The 21152-nt window shown below is 72.5% G+C and carries 21 protein-coding genes; 10 read left to right on the plus strand and 11 right to left on the minus strand.

Going from position 1 to position 21152, the window contains the following annotated elements:
* Positions 1 to 118: 118 nt before the first annotated feature.
* Together IE321_RS16070 and IE321_RS16075 are read left to right on the plus strand one after the other, a co-directional pair.
* The gene (locus IE321_RS16070; RefSeq protein WP_043219778.1) at positions 119 to 748 is read left to right on the plus strand and encodes a TetR/AcrR family transcriptional regulator; all 630 of its coding nucleotides are present in this window, start codon (positions 119 to 121) and stop codon (positions 746 to 748) included.
* Between the two features lie 10 nt (positions 749 to 758).
* Positions 759 to 1178, plus strand: a complete 420-nt coding sequence (locus IE321_RS16075) for a PPOX class F420-dependent oxidoreductase (RefSeq protein ID WP_190223389.1) — start codon at positions 759 to 761, stop codon at positions 1176 to 1178.
* Positions 1179 to 1244: 66 nt separating this feature from the next.
* Here the strand turns inward: IE321_RS16075 and icmA are convergent, their stop codons facing one another.
* From icmA to IE321_RS16095, 4 genes are all read right to left on the minus strand, one after another.
* The gene (icmA, locus tag IE321_RS16080; protein WP_043219776.1) at positions 1245 to 2945 is read right to left on the minus strand and encodes a coenzyme B12-dependent isobutyryl-CoA mutase large subunit; all 1701 of its coding nucleotides are present in this window, start codon (positions 2943 to 2945) and stop codon (positions 1245 to 1247) included.
* Positions 2946 to 3017: 72 nt separating this feature from the next.
* Positions 3018 to 3350 (minus strand): DUF3817 domain-containing protein, encoded by a 333-nt coding sequence (locus IE321_RS16085; RefSeq protein ID WP_190223390.1) that lies wholly within the window; start codon positions 3348 to 3350, stop codon positions 3018 to 3020.
* A gap of 44 nt (positions 3351 to 3394) precedes the next feature.
* A complete protein-coding gene (locus IE321_RS16090) occupies positions 3395 to 3904 on the minus strand; it encodes a MarR family winged helix-turn-helix transcriptional regulator (RefSeq protein WP_043219774.1) in 510 nt (169 codons plus the stop codon).
* Positions 3905 to 3913: 9 nt separating this feature from the next.
* Positions 3914 to 5050: an MFS transporter gene (locus IE321_RS16095; RefSeq protein ID WP_226651484.1), complete on the minus strand. Its 1137-nt coding sequence runs from the start codon at positions 5048 to 5050 to the stop codon at positions 3914 to 3916.
* 470 nt (positions 5051 to 5520) lie between these two features.
* Between IE321_RS16095 and IE321_RS16100 the strand changes: the two genes are divergently transcribed.
* Together IE321_RS16100 and IE321_RS16105 are read left to right on the plus strand one after the other, a co-directional pair.
* Positions 5521 to 6516, plus strand: coding sequence for an ArsR/SmtB family transcription factor (locus tag IE321_RS16100; RefSeq protein WP_190223392.1), 996 nt, complete (start codon positions 5521 to 5523; stop codon positions 6514 to 6516).
* A gap of 86 nt (positions 6517 to 6602) precedes the next feature.
* Positions 6603 to 7628 (plus strand): glycoside hydrolase family 6 protein, encoded by a 1026-nt coding sequence (locus IE321_RS16105; RefSeq protein WP_190223393.1) that lies wholly within the window; start codon positions 6603 to 6605, stop codon positions 7626 to 7628.
* A 6-nt stretch (positions 7629 to 7634) separates the two neighbouring features.
* On the opposite strand, the gene glxA is transcribed toward IE321_RS16105, so the two are convergent.
* The 5 genes from glxA to IE321_RS16130 form a co-directional block, all read right to left on the minus strand.
* The gene (glxA, locus tag IE321_RS16110; protein ID WP_190223394.1) at positions 7635 to 9620 is read right to left on the minus strand and encodes a radical copper oxidase GlxA; all 1986 of its coding nucleotides are present in this window, start codon (positions 9618 to 9620) and stop codon (positions 7635 to 7637) included.
* A 3-nt stretch (positions 9621 to 9623) separates the two neighbouring features.
* A complete protein-coding gene (locus tag IE321_RS16115) occupies positions 9624 to 11462 on the minus strand; it encodes a glycosyltransferase family 2 protein (protein WP_190223395.1) in 1839 nt (612 codons plus the stop codon).
* 91 nt (positions 11463 to 11553) lie between these two features.
* On the minus strand, positions 11554 to 12231 hold the full coding sequence (locus IE321_RS16120; protein WP_051841625.1) for a TetR/AcrR family transcriptional regulator: 678 nt from the start codon (positions 12229 to 12231) through the stop codon (positions 11554 to 11556).
* 275 nt (positions 12232 to 12506) lie between these two features.
* On the minus strand, positions 12507 to 12800 hold the full coding sequence (locus IE321_RS16125; protein WP_043219759.1) for an MTH1187 family thiamine-binding protein: 294 nt from the start codon (positions 12798 to 12800) through the stop codon (positions 12507 to 12509).
* Complete coding sequence (locus tag IE321_RS16130; RefSeq protein ID WP_043219757.1) at positions 12797 to 13141, minus strand: DUF3817 domain-containing protein; 345 nt, start codon at positions 13139 to 13141, stop codon at positions 12797 to 12799. Before IE321_RS16130 ends, IE321_RS16125 begins: the two co-directional genes overlap by 4 nt.
* Positions 13142 to 13305: 164 nt before the next feature.
* Here IE321_RS16130 and IE321_RS16135 point away from each other — a divergent pair, with 164 nt between their 5' ends.
* From IE321_RS16135 to IE321_RS16150, 4 genes are all read left to right on the plus strand, one after another.
* A complete protein-coding gene (locus IE321_RS16135; protein WP_190223396.1) occupies positions 13306 to 13944 on the plus strand; it encodes an AIM24 family protein in 639 nt (212 codons plus the stop codon).
* Positions 13944 to 14594 (plus strand): AIM24 family protein, encoded by a 651-nt coding sequence (locus IE321_RS16140; RefSeq protein WP_043219754.1) that lies wholly within the window; start codon positions 13944 to 13946, stop codon positions 14592 to 14594. The genes IE321_RS16135 and IE321_RS16140 overlap by 1 nt, the downstream gene beginning before the upstream one ends.
* Entirely contained in the window at positions 14591 to 15376 is a 786-nt protein-coding gene (locus IE321_RS16145; RefSeq protein WP_043219753.1) for an AIM24 family protein, read from the plus strand. The genes IE321_RS16140 and IE321_RS16145 overlap by 4 nt, the downstream gene beginning before the upstream one ends.
* Positions 15377 to 15499: 123 nt before the next feature.
* Positions 15500 to 15976, plus strand: coding sequence for a MarR family winged helix-turn-helix transcriptional regulator (locus tag IE321_RS16150; protein ID WP_043219751.1), 477 nt, complete (start codon positions 15500 to 15502; stop codon positions 15974 to 15976).
* 73 nt (positions 15977 to 16049) lie between these two features.
* On the opposite strand, the gene meaB is transcribed toward IE321_RS16150, so the two are convergent.
* Positions 16050 to 17006: a methylmalonyl Co-A mutase-associated GTPase MeaB gene (gene meaB / locus IE321_RS16155; protein ID WP_043219750.1), complete on the minus strand. Its 957-nt coding sequence runs from the start codon at positions 17004 to 17006 to the stop codon at positions 16050 to 16052.
* A gap of 40 nt (positions 17007 to 17046) precedes the next feature.
* Positions 17047 to 18249, minus strand: coding sequence for an acetyl-CoA C-acetyltransferase (locus IE321_RS16160; RefSeq protein WP_079021799.1), 1203 nt, complete (start codon positions 18247 to 18249; stop codon positions 17047 to 17049).
* Between the two features lie 137 nt (positions 18250 to 18386).
* Here IE321_RS16160 and mce point away from each other — a divergent pair, with 137 nt between their 5' ends.
* Together mce and scy are read left to right on the plus strand one after the other, a co-directional pair.
* Positions 18387 to 18839: a methylmalonyl-CoA epimerase gene (gene mce, locus IE321_RS16165; RefSeq protein WP_043219745.1), complete on the plus strand. Its 453-nt coding sequence runs from the start codon at positions 18387 to 18389 to the stop codon at positions 18837 to 18839.
* Positions 18840 to 19052: 213 nt separating this feature from the next.
* A partial coding sequence (gene scy, locus IE321_RS16170; RefSeq protein WP_308439709.1) for a polarized growth protein Scy occupies positions 19053 to 21152 on the plus strand: 2100 nt, incomplete at its 3' end.

Consider the following 21152-nt stretch of genomic DNA (forward strand, 5'->3'; position numbering starts at 1 on the left):
TTTCGCTACGGGTCGTAGCGTAATGGGGCGGGCCCCGCCGGGGGGAGCCCCGTACCGTGAACTGCCTCACATCGCACGCCTCTGGCGCCGTACCTACCGGCGGGTATGGTCGTCGTCCATGTGCAGCACCACCCCCCGCAACACCCGTACCGGCCGTCCCCGCTCCACCGAGGCCGACGCGGCCATCCTGGAGGCGACGCGCGCGGCCCTGGTGGACATGGGCTGGTCCAAGCTCACTATGGGCGACGTGGCCACCCGGGCCGGCGTGGCCAAGACGACCCTCTACCGCCGCTGGGCCAACAAGAACGAACTCGTCGTCGACGCCGTCGCCGTCCTCTTCGATGAACTCGAACTGCCCGACCTTGGTTCCCTCCAGGCCGACATCGAGCACGTCGTCCTCCAGTTCGCGGCCCTCCTGGAGCGGCCCGAGACCAAGACGGCGCTGATGGCGGTGGTCGCCGAGTCGACCCGTGACGCCCCGCTGCGCGAGCGGATCCGCACCTCGATCGTGGACCGCCAGAAGCGGCTGGTGCTCGACGGCCGGCGCCGGGCCCAGGAGCGCGGCGAACTGTCCGCGGACCCCGACCCGGTGACCGTGGACGCCCTCGACGACCTCATCTTCGACGTGGTCGCCGGCGCGGTGGTGCACCGCGCGCTGGTGAGCGCCGAGCCGGTCGACACGGCCTGGGTGGCCCGCCTCTCGGCCCTCCTGGTGGGCGGCCTGGGCGCGGCCGCGGCACTCGGCTAGCGTGCCCCGCATGGCCATCCGTTCAGACATCCGGCTCTCGGAGCCGGTGCGCGCCCTGCTCGACGGCGCCCACCCCGCCGTGCTGTCCACGCTCCAGCCCGACGGGTCCCCGCAGACCTCCGTGGTGTGGGTGGGCCGGGACGGCGACGACGTCCTGGTCTCCAGCGAGGAGGGCCGCCGCAAGGTCAAGAACATCCGGGCCGACGCCCGGGTCTCCCTCCTCGTGCTCGACCGCGACGACCCGGACCGCTACTCCGAGATCCGCGGCTCGGCGACGGTGACCGAGGACGAGGGCCGGGCCCTGGCCGTGGCGCTGGCGGAGAAGTACGAGGGCGCGGAGGCCGGCCGGGAGTACGCGGAACTGCCGCCGGAGGAGGTCCGGGTGACGCTCCGGATCACCCCGGCGAAGGTCGTGGGCCCGGTCCGCTGACCGCGCGCGGACAGGGCCGGTACGGGAGCTCCCGTACCGGCCCTGTCGTCGTTCCCGTGCGGGGGGTCAGAAGCCCGCGGGCTCGACGTACACGCCCCACTCCTCGCGGAGCACGTCGCAGATCTCGCCGAGGGTGGCCTCGGCGCGGACCGCGTCGAGCATCGGCGGGATCATGTTGGATCCCTCGCGGGCGGCCGCCAGCATGGCGTCGAGGGAGGCGCGGACCTTCGCCTCGTCGCGCCGGCCCTTGCGGTCGCCGAGGACCCGGACCTGCTCCCACTCGACCTCGTGGCTGACCCGCAGGATCTCCAGGTCGCCGGTGACGGAGCCGTGGTGGACGTTGACGCCGACGACGCGCTTCTCGCCCTTCTCCAGGGACTGCTGGTAGCGGAAGGCGGACTCGGCGATCTCGCCGGTGAACCAGCCGTCCTCGATGCCGCGCAGGATGCCGGAGGTGATCGGGCCGATCGGGTGCTTGCCGTCCGGGTGGGCGCGCAGCCCGCGCTCCTTGATCTGCTCGAAGATCTTCTCGGCGTCGGCCTCGATGCGGTCGGTGAGCTGCTCGACGTACCAGGAGCCGCCCAGCGGGTCGGCGACGTTGGCGACGCCGGTCTCCTCCATGAGCACCTGCTGGGTGCGCAGCGCGATCTCGGCGGCCTGCTCGCTGGGGAGGGCGAGGGTCTCGTCGAGGGCGTTGGTGTGGAGGGAGTTGGTGCCGCCGAGGACGGCCGAGAGGGCCTCGACCGCGGTGCGGACCACGTTGTTGTACGGCTGCTGGGCGGTGAGCGAGACGCCGGCGGTCTGGGTGTGGAAGCGGAGCCACTGCGCCTTGTCGGTCTTGGCGCCGTAGACCTCCTTCATCCAGCGGGCCCAGATCCGGCGGGCGGCGCGGAACTTGGCGATCTCCTCGAAGAAGTCGAGGTGGGCGTCGAAGAAGAAGGAGAGGCCCGGGGCGAAGACGTCGACGTCCAGGCCGCGGGAGAGGCCGAGCTCGACGTAGCCGAAGCCGTCGGCGAGGGTGTACGCCAGCTCCTGCGCGGCCGTCGCCCCGGCCTCGCGGATGTGGTAGCCGGAGACGGAGAGCGGCTTGTAGGCGGGGATGCCGGCGGCGCAGTGCTCCATCAGGTCGCCGATGAGGCGCAGGTGCGGCTCCGGCGGGAAGAGCCACTCCTTCTGCGCGATGTACTCCTTGAAGATGTCGGTCTGCAGCGTGCCGTTGAGCACGGCGGGGTCGACGCCCTGGCGCTCGGCGGCGACGAGGTACATGCAGAAGACCGGCACGGCGGGGCCGGAGATCGTCATCGACGTGGTGACGTCGCCGAGCGGGATGTCCTTGAAGAGGACCTCCATGTCGGCGGCGGAGTCGATGGCGACGCCGCAGTGGCCGACCTCGCCCAGCGAGCGGGGGTCGTCGGAGTCGCGGCCCATCAGGGTGGGCATGTCGAAGGCGACCGAGAGCCCGCCGCCGCCGGCGGCGAGGATCATCTTGTAGCGCTCGTTGGTCTGCTCGGCGTTGCCGAAGCCGGCGAACTGGCGGATGGTCCAGGTGCGGCCCCGGTAGCCGGTGGGGTGGAGTCCCCGGGTGAAGGGGTACTCGCCGGGCCAGCCGATGCGCTCGAACCCTTCGTACGAGTCCCCGGGCCGGGGCCCGTAGACCGGCTCGACCGGGTCCCCGGAGAGCGTGGTGAAGTCCGCGTCGCGCTTGCGGGCCTTGTCGTAACGGGCCTGCCAGCGACGGCGGCCTTCCTCGATGGCGTCAGCGTCCATGCCTTCGAATTTACTAGGACGTCCTAGTAAATGTCGATGACAAACCCCCGCACGTCTGTGCGGGGGTGGGGGTCAGACCTTGACGGGGACCGGCTGCGCGCCGCTGACCAGCGGCTTCACCTCGGCGACGACCTTGCGCTCGACGAAGAAGGCGGCGAAGGGAATCGTTCCGCTCAGCAGCACCCACACGATCTTGCCGAACGGCCACCGGGCCTTGGAGCCCAGGTCGAAGGCGAAGACCAGGTAGATGATGTAGAGGACGCCGTGGGCCTGGGAGACCGCGAAGGTCACGTCCTCGCCCATGTCGAACCCGTACTTGAAGACCATGCAGGTGCACAGCACGAGCAGCATGACGGCGGTCACGTACGCCATGACGCGGTAGCGGGTCAGCACGCTGGATTTCATGCCGTCGAGCGTAACCGCCCGTTCCGGGGCGATCTTCGCGGGGGTCATCCCTCGTCGAAGTCGTGCGCCGCGACCCGCAGGGGGCGCAGCAGGGCGAAGATCTCGGCGCACTCCTCGGCGTCGTACGCGCCGAGGCCGAACTCCATCTCCATCAGGTCGCGGGTGGCCGCCTCGACCACCTCGCGGCCCTTCTCCGTGATGGAGGCCAGCGTGCCGCGCCCGTCGTTGGGGTTGGGGCGCTTGGCGACGAGGCCCGAGCGCACCAGCCGGTCCACGGTGTTCGTCACCGAGGTGGGGTGGACCATCAGCCGCTCGCCGATCTTCGACATGGTCAGCTCGCCCTCCTTGGAGAAGGTGAGCAGCACCAGCGCCTCGTAGCGGGCGAAGGTCAGTCCGTACGGCTTGACCACCGCGTCGACCTCGGCCAGCAGGATCTGGTGGGCGCGCATGATCGAGGTGATCGCGGCCATCGAGGGGACCGGACCCCAGCGCTTCTGCCAGAGCTCGTCGGCTCGGGCGATGGGGTCGAACGGGAGACTGAGCGGCTTCGGCACGCGTCGACCTTACCGACTGGTCATATGGCGGTCAGCCCCGTCTCGTCCTTCGGTCGCCAGGAGGACCGCGAGGATCACGGTGGCCAGCAGTCCCGCGCCGGCGACGACGAGGTGGACGGGGACGAATTCGGCGGCGAGGCCCGCACCGGCCATGCCGAGGCCCTGGACGGTCATCATGCCCGCGGTCATCAGGGTCATGGCCCTCCCCCGCCGCTCCTCGGGGACGGCGGCGACGAACCGGGCGTCGAGGCCGAGGGTGTACGCGCCGGTGGCGCCGGCCAGCACGAGGGCGAGCGCCGCGAGGGCGGGGCCGGGGCGGAGCGCGTAGAGGAGGAAGGGGAGGAAGCCGGCCAGCAGCAGCGGGGCGACGAGGCGGACGCGGGTGGCGGGGCGCAGGACCGCGCCGGCGAGGAGTTCCCCGGCGATGGTGCCGACGGGCAGGGCGCACATGAGGAGGCCGAGGGCGGCGGTGGAGACGCCGAGCTCGTCGGCGTAGGGCGCGGCGAGGGCCTCGGGGACGACGACGAAGAGCGGCGGCACCCAGAAGAGCAGCATCAGGCCGCGGATCCGGCGGTCGCGCAGCAGCGACCAGGTGGCGCCGAGCCCTTCACGGGTCTCGGCGGCGCGGGCGGGGCGGCGGGCGGTGCCGAGCCGCAGCAGCAGGGCGGAGAGGAGGAAGGTCGCGGCGGTGACGGCGATGGCGCCGCGGGCGGGGACGACGGTGAGCAGGACGCCGCCGACGCCGAAGCCGGCGAGCAGGGCGGACTGGGAGACGATCCGCAGCAGCGAGCGGCCGAGGACGAAGAGGTCGCCGTCGCCGAGGATGTCGGCGAGGGTCGCCATCCGGGTGCCCTGGAAGACCGGGGCGACGGCGGCGACGGCGCAGCGCAGCGCGAGCAGCCCGGCGACGGGGGTCGCGGGCAGCACCATGAGCGCGACGGCCCCGGCGCAGATCAGGTCGCAGACGACGAGGACCCGGCGGGGCGGGTGGCGGTCGGCGAGCCCGGCGAGGAGGGTGCCGCCGAGGAGGTAGGGGAGGAAGCCGAGGGCGAAGGTGAGGGAGGAGAGGAGCGGGGAGCGGGTGAGGTCGTAGACGAGGACGGTGAGCGCCAGCTCGCTGACCACGAGCCCGAGGAGCGAGAGCAGGTGCGCCCCGAAGACCCACCGGAACTCCCGGACGCGGAAGACGGCGAGGTAGCCGGTGGCGGGGTCGGGGGTCTGGGCGTCGGCAGGGGCGCGCGCAGGGGCAGCGGCGTCGTCAGAGGCAGAAGCGGGGTCGGGGGTCTGGGCGGGGGAAGGAACGCGAGCAGGGGCAGGAACGTCGGCAGAGGCGCGCGCAGGGGCAGCGGCGTCGTCAGAGGCAGAGGCGGGGTCGGGGTCGGGGGTCTGGGCAGGGGAAGGAACGCGAGCAGGGGCAGGAGCGTCGGCAAAAGCGCACGCAGGGCCGGCGGCGTCGTCAGAGGCAGAGGCGGAGGCAGAGGCAGAGGCAGAGGCAGAGGCAGGGGCAGGGGCAGGGGCAGGGGTGTCGGCAGGAGCCATGAGCGCAGCCTGCGGGGCGTGGCGACGGCGTCCTAGACTTTCGGCTCCAGCCGAATGTTCCGCCGTAGGGGGCCCGCGTGCCGTACCACCTGCTCTTCGGGGAGACCGATCCGCTGCGGATCCGCTTCGCGGTGTCGCCGCTGTGGGAGACGCAGTCGGCGGTGCGGGTGCTGGCGCGGCCCCGGCAGCAGGGGTACCACCTGCCGTGGCTGCGGCGGATCGCCGGCGCCGCGCGGGCGCTGGACCTCGCGCCGCTCCAGCTGCTGATGCCGCTGCGGGGGCACTCGCCGGACTTCCTGTATCCGCCGCCGCTGGGGCCCGCGGCCTCCTTCGAGGAGGAGCTGGCGGCGGTGCGGGCGGTCGATCCGGCGCTGGTCGGGCCGGATCTGGCGCGGGCGCTGGCCTGCACGCCCGGGGCGGCGGAGAGCGCCGCGGGGCAGGCGATGCTGGCGGATCCGGCGGGTGCCGCGGCGCGGCTGGCGGATCTGCTCCAGGAGGCGTGGGAGGCGCTGGTGGCGCCCGAGTGGCCCCGGCTGCGGGCGCTCCTGGAGGCGGATGTCGCTTACCACTCGCGGCGGCTGGCGGAGGGCGGTCTGGAGCGGCTGCTGGGCGAGCTGCACCCGTCGTTCTCGTGGGACCCGGAGGCGGCCGTCCTGGAGGTGAGCGCCTATCGCGGGGAGCACGTGCGGGCGCTGGGCGGGCGGGGTCTGGTGCTGATGCCGTCGGTGTTCATCTGGCCGGAGGTGGTGAGCGGCTTCGAGGAGCCGTGGCAGCCGACGGTGGTGTATCCGGTGCGCGGGATCGGCGGGCTGTGGACGGGGGCGCGGGAGCGGACGCCCGAGGCGCTGGCGCGGCTGCTCGGTCCGGTGCGGGCGGACGTGCTGTGCGCGCTGGACGAGCCGGCGGGGACGACGGCGCTGGCGCACCGGCTGGGGCGGGCGCCGTCGTCGGTGTCGGCGCACCTGGCGGTGCTGCGGGACGCGGGGCTGCTGACCTCGCGGCGTTACGGCCACCAGGTGTTGTACGAGCGGACGCCGCTGGGGATCGCGGTGTCGCAGCCGGACGCGGAGTGACCGTCATGTCACGATGAGCCCCGTTCGTCCCGCTGTCGCGGGCGGACGCACGCCCGTACTCCCCGTGTGCCGACCCAGGGGGCCGGATGTCCCGCCGTACCACCGCCACCGCCACGCTCGCCCTGCTCGGCGCGCTGCTGCTGACCGCGAGCGGCTGCTCCTCCGACGGGCCCCCGCGCTCCCCCGTGGGTCCGCCCGTCGCGACGAAGGGCGAGGCCCCGGCGCCGACCGGCGGCTCGCCGTTCTGGGTGGATCCGGACAGCGACGCGGCCCAGCAGGTGCGGCGGTACGAGGCGCAGGGCCGGACCGACGACGCCCGGGTGCTGAAGCGGATCTCGGAGCAGCCGGTCGCGGACTGGCCGGCCGGGGACGACCCGGTGCCGGAGATCCGGCGGGCGGTGGGCGGGGCGACGGCGGAGAACCGGACGGCGGTCTTCGTGGCGTACAACATCCCGCACCGCGACTGCGGCATGTACTCGGCGGGCGGCGCGCACGACGCGCAGGCGTACCGGGCGTGGGTGGACTCCTTCGCCTCGGCGATCGGGGACGCCTCGGCGGTGGTGGTCCTGGAGCCGGACGCGGTGCCGCACATGGTGGACGGCTGCACGCCGGGGCAGTACCACGAGGAGCGCTCGGCGCTGCTGGCCGAGGCGATCGAGCGGCTGAAGCGGCAGCCGGGGACGCGGGTGTACCTGGACGCGGGGAACCCGGCGTGGATCGACGATCCGGGCAAGCTGGTGGAGCCGCTGCGGCGGGCGGGGATCGGCCGGGCGGACGGCTTCTCGCTGAACGTGTCGAACTTCCAGACGACGGCGACGGTGCGGGACTTCGGGGCGACCCTGTCCGGGCTGCTCGGCGGGATGCACTTCACGGTGGACACGAGCCGGAACGGCGCCGGCCCCCTCCCCGGGGACGGGGCGGAGGCCTGGTGCAATCCCCCGGGCCGGTCGCTCGGCGTGCCGCCGACGGACCGGACCGGGGACGCGCTGGTGGACGCGTATCTGTGGATCAAGCGGCCCGGGGACTCGGACGGGCAGTGCCGGGGCGGCCCGTCCGCGGGGACCTGGTGGCCGGAGTACGCGCTGGGGCTGGCCCGCCGCGCGGACGCCTGAGCCGGCTCAGTCGGTCTCCTTCGTCTCCTCCCCCGCGACCTGGACCCACTTCGCCTCGGAGGGGATGCCGGCCTCGTCGGTGACGAAGAGCATGTACCAGCCGGGCGGGACGAGGGTGCGGTCCCCGGGGGCGTCCACGGTGACCGTGAGCCCGTCCTTGCCCTTCGTCAGGCCCAGCTCCACCGAGCGCTGCTCGACGTCGGTGGTGTGGGTGACGGCGCTGGGCCGCATCAGCCGGGCCTTGACGATCCGGCCGGCGTCCTTGGTCCTGAAGGTGGCCCGGCCGTTCCGGTCGAGCTCCTGGGGGCCCTCCCCGAGGACCGGCCGGTCGGCGCCGGCCCGGTGGAGGTAGGGCGGGGTGAAGACCTCGATGCGCTGCTCGAAGGTGCCGAGCTTGGTGTTGTCCTTGTCGTCGAAGAGCGGGTCGGAGCCGAAGGTGGCGACCCGTCCGTCGGGCAGCAGCAGCGCCTCGGAGTGGTAGTTGCGGCCGACGGTGGGGTCGGCGGCCTCCGCGAAGGCGTTGGTGGCGGGATCGTAGAACTGCGCCTTGAGGATGTCGCTGCCGCTGCGGCCGCGGTAGTCGCGGGAGCCGCCGGTGGTGAAGACGGTGTCGTCGGGGAGGAGGACGCTGCTGAGGTAGCGGGTGCCCTGCGGGAGGGCCGGGCCGTCCCGGAAGGTGGGGTTCTCGCTGCCGACGTCGACGATGGCGGTGCGGGCGGTGGACTTGGCGGACTCGCCGACCCCGCCGCCGCCGAGGACCATCACCTTCTGGTCCTGCGCGGGCGGCAGGATCAGGGAGGCGGAGGTCTCCAGCTGGTCGGGGTCGCTGAGGCCGGGGAGCTTGGTGAAGGTGTTGGTCTCCAGGTCCCACAGGCCGGGCGCGCGGCCCTTCTCGGCGGGGCCGTAGCCGGCGTTGGAGCCCGTGTAGAGGAGCTTGCCGCCCTTGGTGAGGAAGAGCGACGGGTAGGTGGGGAAGTAGCGGAAGGGGCCCTTGCTCCACTTCTTGGTGGCGGGGTCGTAGATCTCGTTGTCGCCGGGGACGACGTCGCCGACGTCGTTGAGCCCGGAGACGGCGAGGACCCTGCCGTCCTGGAGGCCGACGAGGGTGGGGTACCAGCGGGCGTCCTTCATGGGGGCGACCGGGATGTACTTCTCCGCCTTGGGGTCGAACTCGTAGGCGGCCTTGATGCCCTGGAAGTCCTGCTTCTCGGTGGTGAGCTTCTGGGCGAGGCCGTAGACGTTGTCGGCCTGCTTGCCCTTGAGCCCGACGACCTCGTACTGCGCGGCCTCGGTGGTGAGGGCCTGCGGGCCCTCCTCGACGGCCTCGACGAAGACCCGGGCCTCGGCCGCCGTCACCTTGGTCTTCCACGGCTTCATCTGGCCGCTCTTGAAGTACGAGATCTCGAACTCGCGCTTCGCCTTGGGGACGGTGACGTCGGTGGTGGTGACGTACTCGACGCCGGACGGGGAGCGGAAGACGGTGCCCTTCTTGAGGGTGACCGCCTTGTCGGGGCTCTCGTTCTTCACCCGCATGCCGCCGCCGGCCTTCTTCACGCCGCCGTCGAGGACCTCGTAGCGGGCGGTGCCGCCGGCCACCAGGAGCCGCCCGTCGGGCAGTTGGCTGTGACCGGCGCAGAAGAAGTCCTCGGGGGTGGGGATCTTCTTGAAGGTGTTCTTCACCGGGTCCCACAGGACGGTGTCGAAGGTGCCCGCGTCGAAGTTCTTCTGGTTGTTGCCGGAGCCGGCGATCAGCAGCACCTTGCCGGTGTGCAGCAGGGCGGCGTGGATGGCGTTGATCCGGGCCCCGTCGGGGACGGAGATCCCGCCCCAGGAGCCGTACTTCTTCTTGTAGCCGGGCTGGGCGATCTTGTAGGCGTGGTACTTCTCCGAGGCGAAGGAGACGGCGGCGGGGGCGTTGAGCGCCGCGAGGACGAGGACGGCGCCGCTGCCGAGCAGGGTCTTCTTGAACTTCTTGGACGGCCGGTAGGCCATGGATCAGTTCCCTCCGGTCGTCGTGGGCGCGGTGGTCGCGGGCGGGTGCGGGGGCAGGGGCGGGAACTGCGGCAGCGGCGGTACGGTGCGCAGCTCGATCCCCTTGCGGGCGACCGCGAGACGGCGGTCGCGGGTCCGGGCGCGGGCCCGGGCGCGGACCGTGCGGGCGCGCCGGTCGCGCAGGCCGGTGAAGGCCCAGACGGTGACCGGGGCGAGCGCGATCACGAGGGCGAGGACCGCCCAGGTGCGCATCGCCGCGTGGGTGTGGTCGAAGTGGACCGAGGCCACGAGGGAGGCGACGAGCACGACCGCCCAGTAGAGGTGGATGCGGAAGGTGAGGACCCGGTCGGGGCTGGCGGCGCCGCCCTTGGGGGTGACGACGAAGCGGCCGCGGGTGCGCAACAGCGCGGAGCCGAGGGACTTGAGGTAGATGGGCGCGGAGAGCGCGGACATGACCATGCCGGCGAGGCCGCCGGAGCCCTCGGGTTCGTGCGGGGAGACGTTGTGGCGGCGGTTCCAGAGGTAGAGGCCGATCTGGAGGGCGACGGCGTCGCTGTAGATCATGAGCCAGACCTGGGAGGAGACCTGGGTGCCGGAGGCGCCGAGCCACAGGTAGAGGACGCAGCTGAGGATGCCGAGCAGCCAGTTGACGGCCGTCATGGGGTAGTAGACGAGCATCAGCGTGTAGTTGAGGAGGCGGCCGGGAGGCATGCTGAACGGCGCCTTCCAGTACTGCTTGATGATCGTCTCGTACGTCCCGCGGGACCAGCGGAGCTGCTGGGTGAAGAAGTCCGTCCAGGACTCGGGGCCCTCGCCGACGGCGAGGACGTCGGGGGTGTAGACGGAGCGCCAGCGGTGGCCGGTGACCGGGTTCTTGCGGCGGTGCAGCTCGAAGCCGGTGGCCATGTCCTCGGTGATGGAGTCGTACAGGCCGCCGATCTGCTTGAGGGCGGAGATCCGGACGACGTTGTTGGTGCCGACGAACATCGGGGCGCGGTAGCGGTTGCCGGCGCGCTGGATGAGGGCGTGGAAGAGGAACTGCTGGGACTCGGCGGCCTTGGTGACGGCGCCCGTGTAGTTGCCGTAGACCTGCGGGCCGACGACGAAGGCGATGTCGGGGTCGCGGAAGTAACCGAGCATCCGCTCCAGGAAGTTGGGGAGCGGCACGTGATCGGTGTCGACCGAGGCGAAGTACTCGTAGGCGTCGCCGTGCATGGCCAGCCAGGCGTTGTAGTTGCCGTGCTTGGTCTTCGCCTTGTGCACGCCCTTCCTGCGGTTCCACTCGGGCACGCCGGCCCGGGTGAAGTGGCGGACGCCGAGCTCGGCGCAGAGGACCTTGGCCTCGTCGCTGTCGCCCTCGTCGAGGAGCCACACGTGCAGGGTGCCGTCGTGCCGCATGCGGACGGCGGCCTCCAGGGTGGCGCGGACCATGGAGAGGGGTTCCTTGCCGGGCACGTAGGTGGTGAGGAAGGCGACCCGGGTGCCCCGGGCGGGATACACCGGGACGGGGTCGCGGGCGACCATGGTGGCGTGGGCGATCGACGTGACGTTCACCAGCATGAAGAGGCAGATGAGGCCGATCGACACGAGCATCACCGTGTCGTACGGCACCCGCCAGGTGTCGTCGCCCTCGCGGACGGTCCAGTGGCTGGGCCAGACCAGGTAGGCCAGGAGCACCGCGGAGAGCAGCGGCGCGAGCGCCATGAGCAGGACGGCTCGTATTCGGTGCGGCTCCTTCGAGAGCAGACTCGTGTACTGCACCTGGTACTGCGCCGCGTCCGGTTCCGTGAGGGGACCGGCGAGTCGGCTGTAGGTGTCGTAGTCGTAGCCTCCCGGCCGCACGGTGCCTCCAGCTGTCGTCGATCGGGTCGATATCCCCACAGAAGGGGAGATCGCCGGGCGTGTCGACTGGAGTGCTCCGAGTGAGGGCGTTCTACCGCCCGCGTCCACCCGATCGACGCAGCGTGTACGCCACCGCCTTCCGCGCCACCGGGTTCAGCTCCTCCACGGCGGCGAGCAGGGCGCCGAGTTGTTCGAGCGCGGTGAGGGCGGCGTCGGCGCCCTCCGGGTCGACGCCCTCGTAGAGTTCGAGCCCGACGAAGGAGGCGGCGACGGCCCGGGCGAGCCCGGCCGGGTCGGCGAAGCCGTCCAGCGGGGTGCCGGCGAGCACCCGGCGCAGGACGCCCTCGATCTCCTCGACCCACAGGTCGAGCCCGGCGGCGGTGGCGGGTGCGAGCCGGGGGTGGGTCTGGGCTCCGGCAAGCAGCTGGGCGAGGACGGCGACGTGCCCGGCGTCCCGCTCCTCGGCGTGCATGGCCCGCCCGAAGGCGAGCAGCTCGGTGAGGCTGCCGACGGCCCGGAGCCGGTCGCGGTGGCGGGCCACCCGTTGTTCGGCGCCGCGCCGGCAGGCGGCGGCGAGGAGTTCGTCGACGGTGCCGAAGTGGTAGAAGACGAGGGCCTGGTTGACTCCGGCGGCGGCCGCGACGGTGCGGGCGGACGCGCCGGCGATGCCGTGCTCCACGAGGGCCCGCAGGGCGCCGTCGAGCAGCTTCTCCCGGGTCTCGCGCCCCTTGGCGTCCCGTGCCCCCCGGGGCTTCTCGTCCCCGCTCACACCCGCCCCTCCTCGCCTGCGCGGCGCGCCGCCGGCCCCGGTGGCGCTCCCCCGCGGAGACACCGGGCCGGCGGCGGCCGGGACGGGAACACGCCGTGGCTTCCCACGGCCACTCCCCCGTTTTGAGCGATCGCTCAAGGAGGACGGTAACCGATGTTGAGCACCCGCTCAAACCCCCGGAGCCGCGGCCCGCGCCCGGCGGCTCCCGGCCCGGCCCTCGACGCGGGCGGCGAAAAGCCCCCGGCCGTGGGCCGGGGGCTTCGGGTGCGGCGGGGTCAGGCGCCGAGGTGGCGCTCCACCGTCTCGACCTTGGCGGTGAGGCCGTCGGTGACGCCGGGCCGGATGTCGGCCTTGAGGACGACGGAGACGCGCGGGGCGCGGGCCTCGACGGCGGCGACGGCCCGCTTCACGACGTCCATGACCTCGTCCCACTCCCCCTCGATGGACGTGAACATGGCGTCGGTGCGGTTCGGGAGGCCGGACTCGCGGACGACGCGGACGGCGTCGGCGACGTACTCGCCGACCTCCTCGCCCACGCCGAGCGGGGTGACGGAGAAGGCGACGATCACGCGTTCACGCCCTCGGCGGCCTTGGCGCGGGAGGCGGTGACGGCGGAGTCGGCCTCGGCCTTCAGCTTGCGGTCGGCGAAGAAGCCGCCGAAGGGCACGACGGAGAGGAGGAAGTAGACGGCGGCGGTGCCGAGGCTCCACTTGGCGCGGTTCCAGGCGTCGAGCCAGAAGAGCACGTAGAGGACGAAGAGCACGCCGTGGACGGCGCCCATCACCGGCACCGCATTGAAGTCCGTGGTCCGCTTGAGCACCGAGCAGACCAGCAGGAGCAGGAACGAGACGGCCTCGGGCGCGGAGACGAGCCGGAGGCGGTGGAGCGAGGAAGCGGTCTTGAGGTCCACGGAGGGGTCACCTTCGTTTCGAGCCGATGATGCGGGCCGGTGCCGCGGGCCGGCGGACGGGCCGCCGGGCGCGATCTTGTGAACGGATGCACAAGGGGTGGGCGGATCCATTGTGCACGCCGACTTTGCTGTCTCTTTATCCGGGTCCCCGCTACCTTCGGGCCGTGGCTACGTTCCGACTCCAGGGCAGCAGGGTGCTCGCCGTGACGATGACCGGCGACGCCGTCAAGGCGAAGAACGGCTCGATGGTCGCCTATGACGGGCAGATGGCGTTCAAGAAGATGAGCGGCGGCGGGGAGGGCCTGCGCGGCATGGTCACCCGTCGACTGACGGGGGAACAGATGGAGGTGATGGAGGTCAGGGGCCAGGGGACCTGCTGGTTCGCCGACCGGGCCTCCGAGATCAACCTCGTCCACCTGCACGGCGAGAAGCTGTGGGTGGAGGCGAGCAACCTGCTCTGCGCCGACGCGGGGCTGCGCACCGGCACGACCTTCACGGGCCTGCGCGGCGGCGCGAGCGGCAACGGCCTCTTCACCACCACGGTGGAGGGCACCGGGCAGGCGGCCATCATGTCCGACGGCCCGGCGACGGTGCTCCGGGTCACCCCGCAGTACCCGCTGTCGGTGGACCCCGGCGCGTACGTCGCCCATCAGGGGAACCTCCAGCAGCACCTCCAGTCCGGTGTGACCTTCCGCACCCTGCTCGGCGAGGGCGGCGGCGAGGCGTTCCAGATCCGCTTCGAGGGCGACGGCCTGGTCTACGTCCAGCCCAGCGAGCGGAACACCGTCGGAGGCGACGTCTGATGCCCTTCCGTGAGATCAACTCGAAGATGATCGAGGCGGCCGTCGTCCCCGGACAGCGGCTGTTCAGCCAGCGCGGCGCGATGCTCGCGTACCGCGGCGACGTCACGTTCACGCCGAACACGGCGGGCGGTCAGGGCGGGCTGATGTCGATGATCGGCCGCCGGGTGGCCGGCGAGGCGACGCCGCTGATGACCGTGGAGGGCAGCGGCACGGTGATGTTCGGGCACGGCGGCCACCACATCCAGGTGATCGCGCTGACCGGCGACACCCTCTACGTGGAGGCCGACCGGCTGCTGGCCTTCGACGGCACCCTGGAGCAGGGCACGATGTTCCTGGGCTCGCAGGGCGGGGTCATGGGCCTGGTCCGCGGCCAGGTGACCGGCCAGGGCCTCTTCACCACGACCCTCAGGGGCCACGGCTCGGTGGCGGTCATGGCGCACGGCGGGGTGATCGAGCTGCCGATCGTGCCGGGCCGTCCGGTGCACGTCGACCCGCAGGCGTACGTGGCCCACCACGGCGACGTCCGCAACAAGCTGTCGACCGCGCTGGGCTGGCGGGACATGGTGGGCCGCGGCTCGGGCGAGGCGTTCCAGCTGGAGCTGAGCGGCAGCGGTGCGGTGTACGTCCAGGCGTCGGAGGAGAAGCTGTGAGCACCCCTGTCATCCACGATCCGCAGACCCTGCCGTCGGACGACAACGTCAACGCGTACACCTTCTGCGTGGAGCTCAAGGGCTCCCAGTGGTTCCTGCAGAAGGGCAAGATGATCGCCTACTACGGGCGGATCGAGTTCAACGGCATCGGGCACGGGCGGCTCGACCGGCTGGTGCGCACGTCCTTCCACTCGCCGCTGCACGCGAGCGACTGGGTGGTGGCCGAGGGCTCCGGGAAGATGCTGCTCGCGGACCGGGCCTTCGACGTGAACTCCTACGACCTGGACGAGGGCAATCTGACGATCCGCTCGGGGAACCTGCTGGCCTACCAGCCGACGCTGGCCCTGAAGCAGTCGATCGTGCCGGGTTTCGTGACGCTGATCGGCACGGGGAAGTTCGTGGCGGCGTCGAACGGGCCGGTGGTCTTCATGGAGCCGCCGCTGCGGGTGGACCCCCAGGCGCTGGTCGGCTGGGCGGACTGCCCCTCGCCCTGTCACCATTACGACCACGGCTACCTGACGGGCGTGATGGGCGGCCTGCGGGCCCTGACCGGCATCGGGGGCTCCTCGGGCGAGGAGCACCAGTTCGAGTTCGTGGGCGCGGGCACGGTGCTGCTCCAGTCGACGGAGCTGCTGATGGCGGAGCGGGAGATCGGCGGGCCGCCGGCCCAGGCCGGGGTTCCGGGCGGGCACGGGGCGCACGGTTCCGGCCAGGCGGTGCAGGGCGCGGTGCCGCGCCTTCCCGGTCAGCTCGGAGACCTGCAGCGGCGCTTCGGGCTGTGAGCGGTAGTCTGCGGAGCGTGACGCTTCGAACGGCCGCGCGGGGACCGCGGTCGATCCGGCGGGTGCCGCGCGTCACCTCCCAGATTTCGTCAAGTATTCAACTTCTTAGGTAGAATCCACTCTATGGACACCGAGACGGCCACCCCCTGGCTCACCGACGCCGAGCAGTGCGCGTGGCGCACCTTCCTCGACGTCCAGAGAATGCTGACGCACCAGCTGGAGCGGGACCTCCAGCCCTTCGGCCTGACGATGAACGACTACGAGATCCTCGTCAACCTCTCCGAGTCCTCCGACCGCAGGCTGCGGATGAGCGACCTCGCGGCCGTCACCCTCCAGTCCAAGAGCCGCCTCTCGCACCAGATCACCCGGATGGAGAACGCCGGGCTGGTCGAGCGGGTCAACTGCGAGTCGGACCGGCGCGGACTCTACGCGGTCCTCACCGACCGCGGCATGGAGACCATGCGCAAGGTCGCCCCGCACCACGTGGAGTCCGTCCGCGACCACTTCATCGACCGGCTCACCCCGGACGCGCTCGGAGACCTCCACGAGTCGCTGAAGCCGGTCGCCGAGCGGCTGCGCGGCAAGCGCGGAAAGCCGTGACCTGACAGATGTCACGCGGCACGCGAAAGGGCCTCCCCGCCGAGCGGGGAGGCCCTTTCGCACGTCCCGGGGGCTAGTTCCCCGTCAGGCTCGCCAGGAGCTCGTCGGAGGCCGCGTACGGGTCGAGCGCGCCGGTCGCGATCCGCTCGGCCAGCGCGTCGAGGCGCCGGTCCCCGTGCAGGTCGCCGATCCGCTCGCGCAGCGCCGTGATGGTGATGGTCTCCACCTCGCGGGCCGCACGGGCCTTGCGGCGCTCCGCCAGGACCCCGTGCTCCTCCATCCAGGCCCGGTGCTTCTCCAGGGCCTCCACGACCTCGTCGACGCCCTCGCCGCGCGCCGCGACCGTCTTCACGATCGGCGGCCGCCAGTCGCCCGGCCCGCGGGCCTCGCCGAGGCCCAGCATGTGGTTGAGCTCGCGGGCGGTGGCGTCGGCCCCGTCCCGGTCCGCCTTGTTGACCACGTACACGTCGCCGATCTCCAGGATGCCCGCCTTCGCGGCCTGGATGCCGTCGCCCATGCCCGGCGCGAGCAGCACCACCGAGGTGTCGGCCTGGCCGGCGATCTCCACCTCGGACTGGCCGACGCCGACGGTCTCCACCAGGATCACGTCGCAGCCCGCCGCGTCCAGGACCCGGATGGCCTGCGGGGCCGACCAGGCGAGGCCGCCCAGGTGGCCGCGGGTGGCCATCGAGCGGATGTAGACGCCCGGGTCGGAGGCGTGCTCCGACATCCGGACCCGGTCGCCGAGGAGCGCGCCGCCGCTGAACGGCGAGGACGGGTCGACGGCGAGCACGCCGACCCGCTTGCCGGCCCGGCGGTACGCGGTCACCAGCGCTGAGGTCGACGTGGACTTGCCGACGCCGGGCGAGCCGGTGAGGCCCACCACGTAGGCGTTGCCGGTGAGCGGGGCCAGCGCCGCCATCACCTCGCGCAGCTGCGGGGACGCCCCCTCCACGAGCGAGATGAGGCGGGCCACGGCCCGCGGCCGGCCCTCCCGTGCCTGGGCGACCAGTGCGGGGACGTCCACCATGCTGCGTTCTCCTGGTTCTCCTGCGGGCTCCTGCTGGGGCTTACTTGCCGGCGACGCGGATGATCAGGGCGTCGCCCTGACCGCCGCCGCCGCACAGCGCGGCCGCGCCGATGCCGCCGCCGCGCCGCTTGAGCTCCAGCGCGAGGTGGAGCACCACGCGGGCGCCGGACATGCCGATCGGGTGGCCGAGCGCGATGGCGCCGCCGTTGACGTTCACCTTTTCCGGGGACACGCCGAGGTCCTTCATGGACTGCACGGCGACCGCGGCGAACGCCTCGTTGATCTCGATCAGGTCGAGGTCGTCGACGGTCAGGCCGTCCTTCTTCAGCGCGTGCTGGATCGCGTTGGACGGCTGCGACTGCAGCGAGTTGTCCGGACCGGCCACGTTGCCGTGGGCGCCGATCTCGGCGATCCACTCCAGGCCCAGCTCCTGCGCCTTGGCCTTGCTCATCACGACCACGGCGGCGGCGCCGTCCGAGATCTGCGAGGAGGTGCCGGCGGTGATGGTGCCGTCCTTGGCGAAGGCCGGGCGGAGCTTGCCGAGGGACTCGACGGTGGTCTCGGCGCGGACGCCCTCGTCCTTGGCGAAGACGACCGGGTCGCCCTTGCGCTGCGGGATCTCGACCGGGGTGATCTCGGCCTCGAAGATGCCGTTCTTCTGGGCGGCGGCGGCGCGCTGGTGCGACAGCGCGGCGATCTCGTCCTGGGAGGCGCGGTCGATGCCGAGGCGGGTGTTGTGCTTCTCGGTGGACTCGCCCATCGCGATGTTCTCGAAGGCGTCGGTCAGACCGTCGTACGCCATCGCGTCGAGCATCTCGATCGCGCCGTACTTGAAGCCCTCGCGGGACTTCGGCAGCAGGTGCGGGGCGTTGGTCATGGACTCCTGGCCACCGGCGACCACGATGTCGAACTCACCGGCGCGGATCAGCTGGTCGGCCAGCGCGATGGCGTCCAGGCCCGAGAGACACACCTTGTTGATGGTGAGGGCGGGGACGTTCATCGGGATGCCGCCCTTGACGGCCGCCTGGCGGGCGGGGATCTGGCCGGCGCCGGCCTGCAGCACCTGGCCCATGATCACGTACTGCACCTGGTCGCCGCCGATGCCGGCCCGGTCCAAGGCGGCCTTGATGGCGAAACCGCCCAGGTCGGCGCCGGAGAAGGACTTGAGCGAGCCGAGCAGGCGACCCATGGGCGTGCGGGCGCCCGCGACGATCACTGAGGTGGTACCGGTCGTTCCAGACATGAGGCACGGCCCCTTGGGGTGAGGAGTGAACGAGGGTTTACCGCCAATGTACTGAGCGGTGCGGCGCGAGGTCACCGGCCTGCCGGTGTGACGGCGCGCACGTTGCGTAACCATCCCGGCAGGGGTGCACTGGAGCCATGCTGACGCGTATCGACCACATCGGGATCGCCTGCTTCGACCTGGACAAGACCGTCGAGTTCTACCGTGCCACGTACGGCTTCGAGGTCTACCACTCCGAGGTCAACGAGGAACAGGGCGTCCGCGAGGCCATGCTCAGGATCAACGCCACCGACGACGGCGGGGCCTCCTACCTCCAGCTCCTGGAGCCGACCCGCGAGGACTCCGCGGTGGGCAAGTGGCTGGCCAAGAACGGCGAGGGCGTGCACCACATCGCCTTCGGCACCGCGGACGTCGACGGGGACGCCGAGGCCATCCGCGGCAAGGGCGTCCGGGTCCTCTACGACGAGCCCCGGACCGGCTCCATGGGCTCCCGGATCACCTTCCTCCACCCCAAGGACTGCCACGGCGTCCTGACCGAACTCGTCACCTCCGCCCAGCCTTCCGCCGACCACTCCTCAGCGGAGCACTGACCTCCGTATTCCCGGCCCGGTAGAGTGGGCGGCTCCGGGCCGGGGCCGGTCGGGGCCGCTTCGCGCGGCGCCGTAGTCGGGATGTCGGGGTCGTCCGATCTGCCACGATTCCCCGGGGGGCCGTTCCGTCCGGTGAACGGTGCTCGTCGGAACGTAGCGACCAGGGTTGGGGTCTCCCCTGCTCGGAGAGCTCGGGGAAGGATGGACCGCGCGGTGCGGGGCTACGAACGCCAGGAGAGCCACCGAGCTGAAGACGACCATCTCTCGCGGTTCGAAGCCGAGATGGACCGGCTGAAGAAGGAACGCGAGAAGGCCGTCCAGCACGCCGAGGACCTCGGTTACCAGGTCGAGGTCTTGCGTGCCAAGCTCCACGAGGCGCGGCGCACCATCGCGTCCCGTCCCGCCTACGACAGCGCGGACATCGGCTACCAGGCCGAGCAGCTGCTGCGGAACGCCCAGGCGCAGGCCGAGCAGCTCCGCCAGGACGCCGAGCGGGAGCTGCGCGAGGCCCGGGCGCAGACCCAGCGGATCCTCCAGGAGCACGCGGAGCACCAGGCCCGCCTCCAGGCCGAACTGCACAACGAGGCCGTCCAGCGCCGCCAGCAGCTCGACCAGGAGCTGAACGAGCGCCGCCAGACCGTCGAGGCCCACGTCAACGAGAACGTGGCCTGGGCCGAGCAGCTGCGCGCCCGCACCGAGTCCCAGGCCCGCCGGCTGATGGACGAGGCCCGCGCCGAGGCCGAGCAGTCGCTCACCGCCGCCCGCGCCGAGGCCACCCGGCTCTCCGAGGAGACCGGCCGCCGGGTCGGCGCCGAGGCGGAGGCCGCCCGCGCCGAGGCCGAAGCGATTCTGCAGCGCGCCCGCAAGGACGCCGAGCGGCTGATGACGGCCGCCTCCACGCAGGCCCAGGAGGCCACCGGCCACGCCGAGCAGCTGCGGACCACCGCCGTCGCCGAGACCGACCAGGCCCGGCGCCAGGCCACCGAGCTGTCCCGCGCCGCCGAGCAGCGGATGCAGGAGGCCGAGGAGAAGCTGCGGCAGGCCCGCGCCGAGGCCGACAAGGCCCTCACCGAGGCCAAGGAGTCCGCGGCGAAGACGCTGGCCTCCGCCGACTCCGTCAACGAACAGCGCACCCGCACCGCCAAGTCGGAGATCGCCCGGCTGGTCGGCGAGGCCACCGAGAAGGCGGAGGCCCTCAAGGCCGAGGCCGCGGAGAAGCTGCGCGAGGCCACCGCGCACTCCGAGAAGCTGGTCGCCGAGGCCACCGAGAAGGCCCGCACGGCCGCCGCCGAGGACTCTGCGGCCGCCCTCGCGAAGGCCGCCCGCAGCGCCGAGGAGGTCCTCAGCAAGGCGTCCGAGGACGCCGCCGAGACCACCCGCAAGGCCTCCGAGGAGGCCGAGCGGATCCGTCGCGAGGCCGAGACCGAGGCCGACCGGCTGCGCTCCCGCGCCGAGGAGTCGGCCGACGAGCTGCTCGGCTCGGCCAAGGACGACACCAAGGAGTACCGGGCCAAGACCGTCGAGCTCCAGGAGGAGGCCCGGCGGCTGCGCGGCGAGGCCGAGCAGCTGCGCGCCGAGGCCATCGCCGAGGGCGAGCGGATCCGCGGCGAGGCCCGCCGCGAGGCCGTCCAGCAGATCGAGGAGGCGGCGAAGACCGCCGAGGAGCTGCTGGCCAAGGCGAAGGCCGACGCCGACGAGCTGCGCGGCAACGCCGGCGCGGAGAGCGAGAGGGTCCGCTCGGAGGCGATGGAGCGCGCCCAGACGCTCCGGACCCAGGCCGAGGAGACCCTGGAGCGGACCCGCGCCGAGGCGGACCGGCTGCGCGCCGAGTCCGAGGAGCAGGCCGAGGCGGTCCGGGAGGCGGCCGAGAAGGCCGCCGCCGGGCTGCGGGCGGACGCCGAGCGGGCCGCCGAGGCCCGCCGGGCCGAGGCCGCCGAGGAACTGACCCGGCTGCACACCGACGCCGAGGCCAAGGTGGCCGCGGCCGGGCAGGAACTGACCGACGCCCGCGCCGAGGGCGAGCGGATCCGGCGCGAGGCCGCCGAGGAGACCGAGCGGCTGCGGAGCGAGGGCGCCGAGCGGATCCGGGTGCTGCGGGAGCAGGCCGAGACGGAGGCCGACCGGCTGCGCACCGAGGCCGCGGCGGACGCCTCCGCGGCCCGCGCCGAGGCCGAGTCGACCGCGCAGCGGCTGACCTCCGAGGCGGAGGCCGAGGCGGAGCGGCTGCGCTCGCACGACCCGGAGACCGCCGACTGGGTGCGGGCCGAGGTCGCGGCCGCGGCCGAGCGGGTCGGCGCCGAGGCCGCCGAGGCG

The sequence above is a fragment of the Streptomyces hydrogenans genome, from assembly GCF_014656075.1.
GTDB classification, from domain to species: Bacteria; Actinomycetota; Actinomycetes; order Streptomycetales; family Streptomycetaceae; genus Streptomyces; species Streptomyces hydrogenans.